The 15,248-nt window shown below is 42.0% G+C and carries 15 protein-coding genes; 11 read left to right on the forward strand and 4 right to left on the reverse strand.

Going from position 1 to position 15,248, the window contains the following annotated elements; translation table 11 throughout:
* Positions 1-305: 305 nt before the first annotated feature.
* Positions 306-893 carry an ABC transporter substrate-binding protein gene (locus AN389_RS15700; RefSeq protein WP_146258091.1) on the reverse strand — a complete coding sequence of 196 codons (588 nt, stop codon included), beginning with the start codon at positions 891-893 and terminating at the stop codon, positions 306-308.
* A gap of 231 nt (positions 894-1,124) precedes the next feature.
* Between AN389_RS15700 and AN389_RS15705 the strand changes: the two genes are divergently transcribed.
* The 5 genes from AN389_RS15705 to AN389_RS15725 all read left to right on the forward strand — a co-directional run bounded on the left by AN389_RS15705 (position 1,125) and on the right by AN389_RS15725 (position 5,166).
* Complete coding sequence (locus tag AN389_RS15705) at positions 1,125-1,373, forward strand: TIGR03643 family protein (protein WP_055015297.1); 249 nt, start codon at positions 1,125-1,127, stop codon at positions 1,371-1,373.
* A gap of 76 nt (positions 1,374-1,449) precedes the next feature.
* Positions 1,450-1,812: a hypothetical protein gene (locus AN389_RS15710; protein WP_055015298.1), complete on the forward strand. Its 363-nt coding sequence runs from the start codon at positions 1,450-1,452 to the stop codon at positions 1,810-1,812.
* Positions 1,813-1,835: 23 nt separating this feature from the next.
* On the forward strand, positions 1,836-2,915 hold the full coding sequence (locus AN389_RS15715; protein ID WP_055015299.1) for an endonuclease/exonuclease/phosphatase family protein: 1,080 nt from the start codon (positions 1,836-1,838) through the stop codon (positions 2,913-2,915).
* A gap of 740 nt (positions 2,916-3,655) precedes the next feature.
* Positions 3,656-4,639, forward strand: a complete 984-nt coding sequence (locus AN389_RS20675) for a YHYH protein (RefSeq protein ID WP_055015300.1) — start codon at positions 3,656-3,658, stop codon at positions 4,637-4,639.
* Between the two features lie 11 nt (positions 4,640-4,650).
* Positions 4,651-5,166, forward strand: coding sequence for a hypothetical protein (locus AN389_RS15725; protein ID WP_055018184.1), 516 nt, complete (start codon positions 4,651-4,653; stop codon positions 5,164-5,166).
* A 423-nt stretch (positions 5,167-5,589) separates the two neighbouring features.
* Here the strand turns inward: AN389_RS15725 and AN389_RS15730 are convergent, their stop codons facing one another.
* Positions 5,590-6,966, reverse strand: coding sequence for an NAD-dependent succinate-semialdehyde dehydrogenase (locus tag AN389_RS15730; protein WP_055020219.1), 1,377 nt, complete (start codon positions 6,964-6,966; stop codon positions 5,590-5,592).
* Between the two features lie 182 nt (positions 6,967-7,148).
* Positions 7,149-7,667: an NUDIX hydrolase gene (locus tag AN389_RS15735; RefSeq protein WP_055020220.1), complete on the reverse strand. Its 519-nt coding sequence runs from the start codon at positions 7,665-7,667 to the stop codon at positions 7,149-7,151.
* Between the two features lie 238 nt (positions 7,668-7,905).
* On the opposite strand from AN389_RS15735, the gene AN389_RS15740 reads away from it, so the two are divergent.
* From AN389_RS15740 to AN389_RS15765, 6 genes are all read left to right on the forward strand, one after another.
* Complete coding sequence (locus AN389_RS15740) at positions 7,906-9,246, forward strand: sigma-54 dependent transcriptional regulator (protein ID WP_055018182.1); 1,341 nt, start codon at positions 7,906-7,908, stop codon at positions 9,244-9,246.
* Between the two features lie 213 nt (positions 9,247-9,459).
* The gene (locus AN389_RS15745) at positions 9,460-9,675 is read left to right on the forward strand and encodes a histidine kinase (protein ID WP_055015305.1); all 216 of its coding nucleotides are present in this window, start codon (positions 9,460-9,462) and stop codon (positions 9,673-9,675) included.
* 27 nt (positions 9,676-9,702) lie between these two features.
* Positions 9,703-11,187 (forward strand): ATP-binding protein, encoded by a 1,485-nt coding sequence (locus AN389_RS15750; RefSeq protein ID WP_055020221.1) that lies wholly within the window; start codon positions 9,703-9,705, stop codon positions 11,185-11,187.
* Positions 11,188-11,649, forward strand: coding sequence for a response regulator (locus AN389_RS15755; RefSeq protein WP_055015307.1), 462 nt, complete (start codon positions 11,188-11,190; stop codon positions 11,647-11,649). It begins immediately after the preceding gene.
* A 102-nt stretch (positions 11,650-11,751) separates the two neighbouring features.
* Positions 11,752-13,722: a hybrid sensor histidine kinase/response regulator gene (locus AN389_RS15760; protein ID WP_055015308.1), complete on the forward strand. Its 1,971-nt coding sequence runs from the start codon at positions 11,752-11,754 to the stop codon at positions 13,720-13,722.
* A gap of 15 nt (positions 13,723-13,737) precedes the next feature.
* Complete coding sequence (locus tag AN389_RS15765; protein WP_055015309.1) at positions 13,738-14,358, forward strand: fumarylacetoacetate hydrolase family protein; 621 nt, start codon at positions 13,738-13,740, stop codon at positions 14,356-14,358.
* On the opposite strand, the gene AN389_RS15770 is transcribed toward AN389_RS15765, so the two are convergent.
* The gene (locus AN389_RS15770) at positions 14,309-15,232 is read right to left on the reverse strand and encodes a hypothetical protein (protein ID WP_055015310.1); all 924 of its coding nucleotides are present in this window, start codon (positions 15,230-15,232) and stop codon (positions 14,309-14,311) included. The genes AN389_RS15765 and AN389_RS15770 overlap by 50 nt on opposite strands.
* Positions 15,233-15,248: the final 16 nt, after the last annotated feature.

The raw sequence follows: 15,248 nt of genomic DNA on the forward strand, positions 1-15,248 counted from the left end.
TTGTAACCTAGTGGGCTAAGTAAAAACCGAGCAAAGCTTCCGCGTCCTGCTCACGCCCCTTACCTACATCCATGTAGGCAACAAAGAGTTTGTCGCCCCTAGGCAGAACCCAAAGGGCAGCGCATGTTTGGCATTTATGCTGCGTTATCACCTATTTATGGGGAGTAACCACACTTCATAGGCTCTGCCTTGCCTAAAAACCAAACATACTGCTGCAAATTCAACCATCAAAGATCAACACGCCCTAATGCAAACGCGCCATACTCAACCCATTTTGGTAATTTAGTTAACATGGGCTACCTTCATTAGCGTACACCGAATTGCGCTTTATAGCGTTTTATTTGTTCATCAACGAGTGTGGTATCGACTACGCCGTGCTTAAAAGCAATATAAACAGGCAGGGCGTACCCTTCAAGCTGCTTAGCATGTATGTTTTTATAGCCTTTTGAGTACCATAAACCGGCTTGATAATTAGTAATTGCGTAGTCAACACGCTGTTTATCAAGCAAATCAAACGTGGCTTTGGTTGAAAGTGAATGCATAAAGTTGCTTTGTTTAAGATTATATTCTTTTGCCAGTACACTGGGTAATTTAACGCCTCTTAGCATAGCAATACGTGAATTTGATAAGTCATTATTAAGGTTTTCTTTTTCTGTGCTAAATAAACCAAATTGGGTGGTGTGTAGTGGTTCATTAGTAAATTCTAAATATTGTGCTCGCTCAGTATTATTTGCCAACGAAAAGTAGCAATCGTAGTAGCCTAACTTCATTTCTTTTTTTATACGTGCCCACGGTAAATGTACCACCTCAATGGTTACACCTAAATTACGCTCTATAAAAGTTAAATAGTCTATATCTATGCCTGTAAAAGTGCGCGTTTGGGTATCGTAAATTGTAAAAGGCGGGTAGTGAGTCGTTGCACAGCGTAGCGTTTTATTTGGCGCGGCTAATAATAGCGAAGAAAAACTAAAAACTAAAAGCTAAAAGCAGCAGTAATGTGCGCATAAATATAAATCCAATTTTTTCTTATGTTAGTGTGTTTATTATACAGTGATATTCGCCCTCGAGGTGATGATCTATGTATTTTTTCTTCTCGTATAAGTTTAAATTTTTAAGAGATAACCATGTTTAACGCAGAGCAACAATCGCGAATCATAGAAATGGCGTGGGAAGACAGAACTCCCTTTGAGGCTATAGAGCAGTTATACGGACTTAATTATTCACAGCTTGTATCGTTTATGAGGGGGCACATTTCAAAGGGCAGTTTTAAAGTGTGGCGTAAACGTCATGCAGGGCGTAAAACAAAGCATTTAAAATTACGAGACCCAGCCATAATGCGCAGCCACTGTAAAACACAGTATAAGCAGCGATAAAAGCTATTTTTAAGTTTCATACGATGTTCAGCCGTGTTTGATAATCTTTAGTCATTAACTTTATTAGAGATTATTTATGAAAGCGTTTTTATTCACTGTATTTTTAGCAGGCGCCTTGGTTAGCATTAATGCCCAGGCAAAGCCCAATAAAGACAATCACGGCCATAAAAACGGCCACCATAAACATCAGCAGCACAACTATAAAAGCAGCAATAAACTATCTAAAAAGCAGCACAAAAAATTAGTACGTGCTGGTTGGACACCACCAGGGCTAAGTAAGCGTTACCACAAAGGCGATTACCTAGATCGCAATGTATATAAAAAAGGCCGCGTTATTGAACGCTCCAGAGATAATGGTACAGTAAGTATAAAAATTGACCGTACAATTATTCATATGGTGCACGACACCCGAGAAATACTTTCAATTCTAACTCGTTAAGTACACTTTATAAGGATATTTAAATGCTCATTGCACTGGCTCTAATCATTGGCTTTTTTTTATTAGTGACCTTGTTACCTATGTCGTACAGTCAGCACTATTTAGTGCGCAGCTGCGACTTTGTCCGACTTCAGGTATTTTATATAGCTAGCGCTGTTGCAGTCGTGTCGTTGTATTTACTGTGGCAAAGCGGCAATAGCGGGTACTTGTATACTGCTTTAACCGCATTACTAACCATGATATTACAAGGGAAATGGATATTTCCTTACACTTGGCTTGCTAAAAAAGAAGTTAAAACCGCCTCAGTGAGCGAAGATCACAGTGTAAGAATCATGTCGGCTAATGTACTTATGTCAAACCACAATAGTGAGCAACTAATCTCACTAGTTGATAAGCACCAGCCTGATTTGTTGATAACTCTTGAAAGCGATAGCTGGTGGGAAAACAAATTAGCTGTTCTTAAAAAAAACTACCCATACTTTATAGAGTGCCCAAAAGACAACCGTTATGGCATGCACCTATACAGTAAATTTAAAATCCTTGATGCGCAAATATGTGAGCTCATTGAAGACGATATACCTTCAATTCATATATTGTTCGAAAACAATGAAGGCCTTGAAATGCAAGGGCACTTTATACACCCCGCGCCACCAAGCCCTACTGAAGAAGACTCATCGCGCCCACGCGACTCGGAGCTCATAATGGTGGCAAAAGCACTTAAAAATCCATCACGCCCGACCATTGTAGCCGGCGATTTAAACGACGTAGCTTGGTCGCGCAGCACGCGTTTATTTATGCAAATAAGTGGTTTTTTAGACCCACGTAAAGGCCGTGGCTTTTACAACACCTTTCACGCAAGTTACTTTTTTATGCGCTGGCCGCTTGACCATTTATTTCACAGCCAAGGCTTTAAAGTAAAACGCATTAAGCGCCTTGCTAAATATGGCTCTGATCATTTTGCATTACTTACCGAACTGGTGTTTGAAAACGCCAAGCAGCAATCATTAGAAGATAAACCAAAAGAGCTTAAGCAAGAAGAAATTCAAGAGCTTGCTATGAGCAAAGCCGATAAGCGAAAGGTGCCAAGGTTTGAGAAGAAGTGATAGCTATTAGTTTTTAGCTATTAGCTGTTAGTTGAATATGTTTAAACTTGAACGCCCAAGTTTAACTCATGGTACTTCATCAGCTTGTGTAGGTCGGATAAGCGAAGCGCCATCCGACACAGTAAAATACCTTGCCTTATGATCAATATTTTATGCAGTTGAGTGGGTCTGGGCGTGGAGTTGCCTTTCCGGTTTAACTCGTTTCTGCCCCAAAGTGAGTTGGAATAAATGCCCTAATATCTATTTTTCAGAAATAGCTAAACATTGAGTTTGACTTAAAATAAGAGTTAATTGATTTCCACACTGTGTAGCTCGCGCATATATTCAAAAAAATGAACAATGAGCGTATCTTCTTTTTCTGAATACCTTTAGTGTTAATAAAAATATTATAGTTGGCATTGCATTACATTTTTTGTTAAAAATAGTTTTAGTAATACATGCACATGCGCGTAACCTCGGCAGGAAGATGCATGAATGGCGCACTATAAAATTGTTATGCGATAGACAACGAGCCTATCGCAACGAAGCGTGCGGTGAGCCAGGTCACGCTTGTTGAGGTTCACGCCGCCTGGCGTGATAACGAAGCGCTCACCACGTTGACATTAAGACTGCGGAACCGGCATGGGGGCAAGGTGCTAGGCTCGGAGTTGCGCGACGCCGCACAGCTGCCGCAATCTAGATGAGAACTGAGCCAGAGGCTTTGCATTTGGTAGAACTTCAAATATAAAAGGATACCCAGAATGTCGAACAAAGCTCTTTACATCACAGCTGCCGCATCGGTCCTGGTTGCCGTATGCGTACTGCACTTTTCGTCATCCGACACGCAGAATGTGTCTGGTTTCGCCGTTGACACCACTGCCGGAATCAAGGCTGCGCAGTGGAGTGACAACGTCACCATCACGCTGAACCCCGAAGAGCGGACGTTCCGCTACCAATCAGATGGCATCCCCTCAACCTATTTAGCCGATGCCTATCTGGTTCCGGACGATCCTAGTATGATGCCGTTCAGTACCAACCCGGACGCGACATTCTGGACGCTTGATGCAGGCGACATCGAGGCATCTCTCATCGACACGACGATCACCACGCAGCCCGTCTATTCTGAAACGCCCACCCAGACAATGTTGGGGGAGATCGGGTTCGCCATCAACGGGGCACGCATCTTCAATGACTACGAGGATATGGAGCAGACCATCGTGGCTCTCGACGACAACATCATCCACGATCACGCGGCATTTGTGGATGAATGCAACGGCCACCCTCTGGGCGACGGCACAACCTACCACTATCATGGCGTACCGATCTGCCTGAGTTCCAAGGTCGACGTAAGAGGGGAGCATTCGAGAATGATCGGCGTGTTGCAGGATGGGTTTCCCGCGTATGCCAATCAGGGGGAGGGCGGTGTCGTGATGACCAATGCCGATCTGGATGAATGCGGCGGGCATTTTGGCGTCACCCCCGAGTTTTCCGATGGCATCTATCACTACCATCTGACCGCGGACGAAGCCCCCTATTCCATTGATTGCTATCATGGAGAGGTCGAAATAGCTGCTCGTGGCGGCCGCCCCGACTTTAAAGCTGTGGCCGAAAAATTGGGCGTCAGTGAGGCAGCCCTGACCGAGGCCCTCGGCGATGGCCCACCGGATCTCGACGCGGCTGCGGAAGCCCTTGGCATTTCGGTCGATGAATTGCGCGCGGTTCTGCCCCCGCCTCCGGGTCAATAAGGCAGCGCGCGATGGAAAAGCTCGCCTATCTCATTATCGGGGCCGCCGTCGCGGTGATCGTGATGACTCTTTTCCCGCTTGCTCAAGATACAAATGGGGCATCGGACACTGCCAAGGCACCGATGCAAATGACTATGAGCGGCATGGTCGGCCATTCCCATCCGCCCCGTGAAGTGTCCGCCGAACTGCCCGCGCCCACGGTGACGCATCTTGTCTTCCCCGACGCGATGGACGGCTACAATGTGCAAATTCTGACGGAGAACTTTACCTTCACCCCGTCGCGGATCAACCGCAAATCGGTCTTCAACGAAGGCCACGCCCATATCTACTTGAACGGCGCGAAGATCGCGCGGGCATATTCGATGTGGTTCCATTTACCCGGCAGCTTGATGCAACCGGGTGAGAACACGGTGACCGTTACGCTTAACGCGAACGATCACGGAGAATGGAGCCGGGACGGTGAGCCGATCTCGTCGACGGTAATAGTCCATGGCCCTGTAACTCGAGGCGGACAAGTAACCCGTTGAAACGCTCGCGTTTAGTGGGTTACCTATATAGGGATTGAATGGCCGTTAATGACCGATCTTGCCCTGAACATACGAATCGTCCTACGGCCGGCCACTGGTGCGAGGCGTTACTGATTAAATACCCTAATGAGGTTATGTTCACAACGAGTTTACCTACCGGTTGCACATCGCTCTTACCTGCCTAGCCTATCTGAACTCTAAGCTTAGTATCAGTTTTTCCATATCAATTGTCAGCTTAGTTTTAATTTTCTCACTGTGTTTATGGCTTTAAATACACTTGTTGGATAGGAATATAAGTGCATAAAACCTGCAGATTCGCGCATAAAAAAGCCTAAAAGTGATTGCTCACCTTTAGGCTTAATAACATTTTTAAAACGCGTATAAATACTCTTTTAATACGCGTATTTTTCGTGTGTAGCTAAATTAGCTATTAATCATAATGCATTTGATATTCACAAATTCGCGCATACCAAAGCCGCCGTGCTCTCGGCCGTAGCCACTTTCTTTAACACCACCAAACGGTAGGTTGGGTTGGGCAAGGCCGTAACCGTTAATGTTGATCATACCGGTATCAAAGTGCTTTTTAGCCAGTTCTATGGCTTTTTTCTCGTCTTTGGAGAAAATACCACCGCCTAAACCATAGCGAGAGTCGTTAGCGATGCGCATTGCATCGTCGTTGTCTTTTGCTTTAATGAGCGAGGCTACAGGGCCAAATAATTCGTCGTCGTATGCTGGCATGCCCGGCGATAAATTATCAAGAATAGTCGGTGGGTAGTAGTAACCTGTTTGCGAAGGTACCTCGCCACCTGTAACTACATTTGCACCGGCTTTAACAGATTGCATTACTTGGTCGTGAATTTTATCGCGTAAATCTTCACGAGCCATTGGGCCTAAGTCTGTATCTTCAGCCATCGGGTCGCCCATTTTTAATGCTTCAAATTGCGCTTTAATTTTTTCTTTAAAGTCATCATATAATGACTCTACAACCACAAAGCGTTTTGCCGATACGCAAGTTTCGCCGTTGTTGATCATGCGCCCTGTAACACAGGTTTCAACAGCAAGGTCTAAATCGGCATCATCAAGAACTAAGTAGGCATCGTTGCTGCCAAGCTCAAGCACTGTTTTTTTAACGTGCTTGCCGGCTTCTTCGGCTACTTTTTTACCCGTGCCATCACTGCCTGTAAAGGTTACGCCGCTGATTGCTTTGTGCGAAATAAGCGCGCTGGCAGTTTTGCCATCAATCAGTAAGTTGCTAAAGCAATAGTCAGGGAAGCCCGCTTGTTTAAATAAGCTATCGATTTTCTCTGCCATGCCAAATACATTGCCCGCATGTTTAAGTACGGTCGTGTTACCAGCCATAATGTTAGCGGCACTGTAACGGATTACTTGATAAAGCGGGAAGTTCCAAGGCTGAATGCCTAATAAAACACCGGTTGGCTGGTAGCTAATAATAGCGCGGCCGCCATCCATATCGCGCTCTTCATCGCCAAGTACTTGTGGGCCGTTTTCGGCTGTGTAACGACAAATACCAGCGCACAGTTCAATTTCTTGAAAGCCTTGCTCGTACACTTTACCCATTTCTTCGGTCATTAATTTAGCAATAGCTTCTTTTTGCTCTTCAAATAAAGAGGCTAATTTATTTAAACATTTAGCACGTTCGGTAAATGAAGTTTGACGCCATTTTAAATATGTTTCGTGAGATTTTTCGACTACCTGTTCAGCTTCTTCTTGAGAAAGCAGTGTGTAGGTATCAATGGTTTGCTCAGTTGCGGGATTAATCGTTTTAACTGTGTTACTCATTTTTATCTCCTTACAAATTAGTTATCGGTAAGGGTGCAAACACAAAGCCAGTTTGTTTTATAAAGCAAAATTTAGCTTAAGTATTTGAATAGTAATAGCTTTAAGTTTTATGATGTGGCGAAAATTAAAACTAAGTAATGAGCAAGCAGTAAAAAATACTGCTTTATGCAATTTTTACAGCCTTAGTTAAACAGTTGCTGTGCTATTTGTTTTAGTAGGTAAGTTTCACGAATGATAGACAACCCTTGTTTGTCGCTAAGGCTGATTGTGCGCTCGTTGTGTGCAATGGCGTCGTGAATATTAACCCATTCAGGCGTCATACCATTTTGTTGCTCGTAATGTTCAAGCTGTGCTTTACCAAGTGCTTTGTCTGCATCGCATAGATAGCAATACGACTGAATATGTATAATATCAAAGTCGTCTTTATACCAAGGGCGGTATTCTTCGTATAACCCAAACGGTTTAATAATTTGTATATTTTGCGCGCCAGTTTCCTCGCTAAGCTCCCTTATTAACCCTTGCTCTAGGGTTTCACCTTCATCCACACCGCCGCCGGGTAAGCTGTAGTCTTCGTAGCGACGGGTATACATTAATAAAATATGTGCATCTTTAATCACAATAGCGCGGCCTGTACGGCGAGTAAATTGAGTGCCTTGGTTTAAATTTATACCAGGATGAACCATGGTTTTTAATAATTGCATTTTGTCTCCTTTTTATGACGTTAAAATTGTATCAGCTGGTATAATGGGTGAGTAATGAAAATAATTATAATTTCTAAAAAAATTATGATCGATATGGCTTAAGTGTACGTACATACTTGGTTATTAAAATTAAACGTTAAAAGACTCAATAGTTTAATCATTTTTTAGAGATTCTTGTCGCCCCTTTTATTTGCATAATAGGGCGCGTAGAATAACAAGAAAAGCATAGGGATTTATCATGTTAAACATACTTTTAGTCGACGATGACGTTGAATTTAGTGACGTTGTTTGCCACATTGTCGAATTCCTCGGACACAACATTTGTACTGCAACCAGCTTAAAAGAAGCGCATCAATGGTTTGAAAATAATACCTTTGATCATGTGTTGCTCGATTTTATGCTGCCAGATGGCAGTGGCCTTCATTTGCTTGATCATTTAAAAATGATTGGACAGTCTCCTAAAGTAACGCTTATTTCTGGCCACCCTTCAGTAAAAGGGATTTTGGCAGATATGTGCGAGCAAGATGTTGGGCATTTATTAAAGCCACTACAACGCGAAGACCTAGAGCTGGTATTAAACGGCCCTAAAAAAACAGTTAAAAAGACAAAAGCTCCAGCTATTACACGCCACTTTAATAGTCTAATTGGTGAATCAGCGCCAATGCAAAAGCTTTACACCATGATTGAGCGTGTAGCTAAAACCAATGCTAATGTAATGCTAATGGGTGAAAGTGGTGCTGGTAAAGAGGTGGTTGCGCAGGCTATTCATAATGCTAGCCAATGCGAGGGTCCTTTAGTGGCAAGCAACTGTGGTGCTTTATCTAAAGAGCTAATCGGTAGTGAACTATTCGGCCATGAAAAAGGGGCGTTTACTGGTGCAATTGCCCGTAAAGAAGGGGTATTTGAGCAAGCTGATGGCGGCACATTATTTTTAGATGAAGTCACTGAAATGCCTATTGATATGCAGCCAAACTTACTGCGTGTGCTTGAAACTAAAAAGGTAACACGCGTAGGTGGCAATCGTGAATTGCCTATAAACTGCCGCGTTATTTCTGCTACTAACCGTTCACTGACTGATCTGGCACAAAATAATGTTATTCGTGAAGATATTTATTTCAGACTTGCGGTTTTCCCTATAGATATACCCGCACTGCGTGAACGAAAAGAAGATATACCATTGCTTGCTAAAGCTTTTTTAGAACAGCTTAACGATGAAAATGGCACTGCGTTTTACTGGCATAATGAGCAACTCAAAGAGCTTCAGCAATACGAGTGGCCGGGTAATGTACGTGAACTGCGCCATGCTATTCATCGTGCCTTTATTATGAGCGATCCGCAGACAAGTGAAATTACCTTACCAGATAGCTTAGAGTCGCCGTTTTCGCGGGTAAATACGCAAGCAGCAGACAACCATGTTTCGGCTGGGCAAACAATCGAAGAAGTTGAAAAAGAGCTAATTCACGCCACGCTAGATAAAGTGCAAGGGAATAAAACACTCGCTGCGCAAATGCTAGGGATCAGCACAAAAACGTTGTATAACCGATTAAACGCATACGGTGGAATTGGAGAATATAAATAACCTGAACTGTAAATAATAAACCTATCTCTAGCAGCTATTTTCAACGTTAACTACGTAGAAATTTTTTGCAATAGGCCAGCTATTGACGCGTAAATTTGCCTTGTTTTCATTGAAAATCTCTGGCTAGAGAAAGTAAATTTTGTGATTACTGTAATTTAATATTTTAGTAAGTTTGTTAACCAGAGTTCAGGTTAAAAAAGTATAGGAAGTAATATGAGTGAGGAAAAAGAAGTAAATACGCTAAATAAACTGGTACACGATGCAAGAGCGCCGCTAAATAGAATTTCTATGAATGCAGAGCTTATTAAGCTGGTGTTAGAAAACGATATGCCAAAAGACAAAGCGTTAGCAGCACTCGATAAAATAATTTCAAACTGTCAGCAATGTAGCGAAAGCTTACAAAACATTACTGATTTTAATAATAAGTAGCCATTTAAAATTAGGTATTTACATATAATGAGTAAGCAAAAGCAGCAGGGTAAAACGAATATAACGTGGGCCGCTTTTATCGCGATAGTACTATGCATAGTGGTAGGTAATGCATTTTTAGCATTAAGTACTATTCAAGGATTAACGCAAACACAAAAAAGTTTGGATAATACCAGCTTATTAGCAGATGCTATAGAGCGCCTTCATTTATCAATTGTGCAGGCAGAATCTGGCCAGCGTGGCTACTTACTCACCGAAGAAGATGACTACCTAATGCCTTATTACGATGCGATAGGGCAAATAGAATCGCAAATACAGCATGTAAAGTCTCTACATTCTGAAATTGATGGACAAGCAGAACGAATTGCACAATTGTTAGTGTTAACCGAAGCTAAAATTAACGAGCTTAAAAAAACGGTTAAACTTGCCACTAATGATAAAGAACGCCGTGCATTGTATTTATTAAATACGCACAAAGGGCGAGAACTGTACAAAGATATTCGCGCTAAAGTTAATGATATTCAAGAACGAGAACTGTTGTTTAAGGTAAGTCATTTTTCGAAGTTGGCACAAATAAAAAATGAGGCAAAAATCACCTTTGCTATTACAGCGGTTACCAGTGCGCTTTTAATAATAGGTATGTTTGTATTAACACGGCTAAATTTAAGAAATGAGGCTAAATACCGCGAAGAACTTGAAAGGCAAAACGAAACACTTGCGAGTAAAGTGTCTGAGCGTACCCAAGAGCTTACCTTATATTCAGATGAGCTTAGCCGCTCAAACCGTGAGCTTGAAGAGTTTGCTTTTGTTGCCAGCCATGACTTACAAGAACCACTACGAAAAATTCAAGCATTTAGTGATCGCCTAGAAACCATGTTTAAAGATGAGCTGGGCGAAAAAGGCATCGATTATATAGGCCGTATGAAAAATGCAGCACAACGTATGTCTAATCTTATTAACGACTTGCTAGAGTTTTCGCGGGTAACAACGCGAGGTAAAGACTTTGACGACACTGACTTAAAAGGCGTAGTGAACGATATTTTAAGTGATTTAGAGGTCGCCATAAATGAAAGTAATGCGCAAGTAGAGGTGGGCGAACTGCCAGTTATTCAGGCCGATAAAAGCCAAATGCAGCAGCTATTTTTAAACTTACTATCTAACGCTGTTAAGTTTAGAAAACCAGGTGAAGAGCCACATATAAGCGTAGCGTACGAGTATAAAGACGAGTTTAGCGAAGATCATAACGAAAAAGTGGGCTGGCAAATTATCACTATAAAAGATAATGGTATTGGTTTCTCACAAGAGTATGCTGATAAAATATTTGTACCATTTCAGCGCTTGCATGGGCGCTCGGAATATAAAGGCACAGGGATTGGGCTTTCAGTTTGTAGGCGTATAGTTGAGCGGCATGGTGGGATAATTACCGCTCATAGTAAAGACGGTGAAGGGGCAACCTTCATAATAAAATTACCTGTGGAAACAACGCTTTTCACACTTCAAGGAGAGGCTTAGATGCCGTATTCAAAAGTGAAACCTATTACAATATTAATGGCTGATGATGACGAGGACGATCGCCTACTTACGCAAGATGCGCTGGCTGAAAGCCGTGTACTAAACGAGCTGCATTTTGTGGAAGATGGGGTTGAATTATTAGAGTACTTAGAGCGAAAGGGTAAGTTTGAAGATAAAAGCTCATCGCCACGCCCTGGTCTGATTTTGCTTGATTTAAACATGCCGCGCATGGATGGCCGTGAAGCACTTGAGGCTATTAAAGCAAACCCTAACCTTAAAGGTATACCTGTTGTTATTTTAACCACCTCTAAGCAAGAAGAAGACATGGTTAAAGGGTACAATCTAGGCGCAGCTTCATACATAACGAAACCGGTAACGTTTGATGGCTTGGTTGATTTAATGAAAACCCTAGGAAAATACTGGGTTGAATTTGTAGAGCTGCCAACAACGTTTAACGACTAAATAATACCAATCCGCAATAATACTTAATCATACGAATTGGTATAAGTAGCAACAATAAGCCCCTAAATAGGGGCTTATTAAATGCCATTGAAAGGAGATAGCATGTTAGATAAAGTGACTCGCTTACTTTTAGTAGAAGATGATGAAGATGATTACATCCTTACACGCGACTACTTAGACCAGTTAGATTCACATACATTTGACATAGATTGGATAAGCTCTCCTGAGCAGGCAATAAGCATATTAAGTAAAAACGAGCACGATATATGCTTGCTTGACTACCGATTAGGTGCCTCAAATGGGCTAAGTGTATTAAAAAAAGCCATTGCTAATGGGTTTAGCGGGCCAATTATTATGCTTACGGGGCAATCTAATGATGAATTAGACTCCGCAGCGCTGGATGCCGGTGCTGTAGATTACCTTATAAAAACAGAAATGAGCTCGAGCCGTTTTGCCCGTGCTATACGTTATGCGCTGGCACGTAAAGATGTTGAAGGCGAGCGAGTAGAGCGTTTAAAAGCCGAAGCTGAAAACCGCTCAAAAGATAGGTTTTTAGCCCACTTAAGCCACGAATTACGTACCCCGCTTTCATCTATATTAGGTTACACAGAGCTATTGCTGCAAAGTGACTTTAGCAAACAGGCCGAGAACGAATTAGGGGTTATTTACCGAAACGGTAAACACCTACTGAGCTTGTTAAATGACGTGCTCGATTTATCTAAAATTGCTGCTGACAAATTAGAGCTTACATTAAGTGAAGTAAACTTAGATAGCATGCTTGCTGATGTTTACACCTTAATGCGTGTATCTGTGCTTGATAAAGGCTTAAAGCTTCGCTTTGAGTCTCTACAGCCTTTACCGCTTATTGTGAGACTTGATGCCACCCGCGTACGTCAAATACTCATTAACCTAATCAATAATGCGGTTAAGTTTACTGAAAAAGGCGAAATTGTAGTTAGCGCCTGGACCGAGTGGGTTGAAGGGCAAGAGATGCTATTTTTTAGTATTAAAGACTCAGGTATGGGGATTGCCCCTGAAAAACAAGCACTCATTTTTAAACCCTTTGAGCAAATAGCCGATGTTGAATCTCGATCTGTTGGCGGCGCTGGTTTAGGGCTCGCTATTTGTGCTGAGCTATTAACGCGTATGCACGGCAGTATTGATTTAACCTCGAGAATGGGGGAAGGCTCTACTTTTACTATTTCAGTGTACCCAGGCGATATTAGTGAAGTGGAACGCCAAGTATTAAACTTTAGTAGTGGCTCGCAGTTACAGACAAAATCTGCACCGTGTAAAGTAACAGGCCGCGTATTAGTGGTTGATGATTTACGCGATTTACGGATGTTAGTTGGTCATATGATTAGCACGTGTGGTGCGCGTGTAGATTATGCAGAGCATGGCCAACAAGCACTTGAAAAAGTAAGAATCGCACAAGCGTATCGCTCCCCATACGATATCATCTTCATTGATATCCATATGCCTGTAATGGGGGGGAAAGAAGCCACCATAGAGCTTAGAAAAATGGGCTACACAGGCCCAATTATTGCGCTTACAGCCGCAACAATGAAAGGCATACACGAAGAGCTTGCCGCACTCGGCTTTAACGATGTAATACCTAAGCCCGTTGATAGCTCCTCTTTGTATCAGTGTTTACAAGATTTTTTAGTATCTCCAGAGCACGCGCCTCAAGCTAAAAACATACACAGTGATAAAGCGGTAGTAGAGAAAAAACAGCGATTTTTGTTGGTTGAAGACGACCAAGATGCTGCGCAAATTACACAGTTACTGCTAGAGAGTCTAGGAGTAGAAACTGTGATCACCTCAACGTGTGCACAGTGTTTACAAACCCTAAATCATGACCAGCAATTTGATAAGGTATTGCTTGATATGCATTTACCTGACGGCCGTGGTGTAGATTTAGGGAAGCAAATTAATGAACGTTACCCTAACTTAAGCTTAGTGATTGTTAGTGGTGCAGAGCCTGATCCTAAGCAGATTAAAGATTTAAATATTAATCATGTACTTTTAAAACCGATTAATCTGAGCTTATTAGAAACCTTGATCAGCACGTAACTTAGAAGTGATTTTATGCAGTCAATTAAACTAGAAAGTGAGTTATTAACGCCCTCGAAAATAGTGTGTGTTGGGCGTAATTACACCGCACATATTGCCGAACTTAATAATGAGCTACCAGATCAAATGGTATTGTTTAATAAGCCAAATAGTGCCATAACGGATACCTTATTTACTACGCATAATAACGACACGCTGCACTTTGAAACTGAGCTGTGTTTTATTATTAAAAATAATGAGTTAGCGGGCGTCGGTTTAGGGTTAGATTTAACTAAACGTACTGTGCAAAGTAAGCTTAAAAATAAAGGGTTACCGTGGGAGCGCGCGAAGGCATTTGACGGCTCGGTATTACTAACGCCCTTTGTAAGTATTGCGGATGCTGAGCAGGCGTTTACGTTTGAGCTTAAAATTAACGATAAAGTTATTCAGCAAGGTGATACACAATTTATGATACACAAGCCTAAAGATATTTTAAGTGAAATTAATGAGTTTATGCACTTAGAAAATGGCGATGTAATAATGACCGGGACACCTGCAGGCGTTGGGGAAGTGCCTGCAAACAGTGTATTTACAGTTAGCCTATATGCTAATTCGGCGTGTTTGTTATCTCAACGTTGGCAGGTTCAGTCGTGTTAAGTATTTGCTGTTGGTAATACTTAGAAAACTGAGGGAAACTTTGTTCTAACCAAAAACGCTGACTATTTATATAAGCAGGCGAGTGTAATACCTGCTTATGTAGCGCTTTATTGATTTTATCAAGCGCTTTGGTAGCAAAGTTATTTGGCGCTCTTACTGCACATCCTATCGCTCCTAAAACAAATTTTCGGGAGTCTTCTTCTATTGGTACACTGACAATATTTTTAAATCGACTGTGATTTACAAAATAATCTCCCAGAAACGGGTAGTCTATTGTGTAATCTAAAAAGCCGCGGCTTAATCGAGCAATCACTGCTTGGCTTTCATTTTCACTACTCCAGCTCAGCGATGCTTTACGATACACCGTGGTATTTTCGATTATTTTATTAATTTCTGAAGTAAACTTGCGCGCCGCCGCTTGACCATATACATATTGCTCGTCCGACAATAAATGAATAAGTTTAATAGGGTTCCCGTGTCGAGCTTGTATTTCTGCTGCCAGTTTTTGCGTGGTTAAAACCGAAAAGGGCGGGTATACCGTTGTTGGGGTAGAAAACTGTAGTACATCATTAGCTGTTTTTTTATGAATCACACACGGAAAGCACACATTATCGCCTTCATTTAAGTGCTTATTAATTCGCTCTTGCGGCACAATTAAGCGCGTGTGTTTTACATCATCAATAGTTTGGATGAGTTGCTCTGTGAGATTATCGCAAACCCCACCCTGAGGGGCGTGTGAGTCTTTATCTATATGAAACGGAGGCGTGTAACTTTGTAACCACACAATTTCTTCAATTGGGTGTGTATTGTCAGCGTACCCGTAATGTGAAAAACCACCCAGTACAACGCAAAATAAAACTATATTTTTAAGCATAACCCACTAAAAATAA

It is taken from the genome of Pseudoalteromonas sp. P1-7a, from assembly GCF_001401855.1.
Classification (GTDB): Bacteria; Pseudomonadota; Gammaproteobacteria; order Enterobacterales; family Alteromonadaceae; genus Pseudoalteromonas.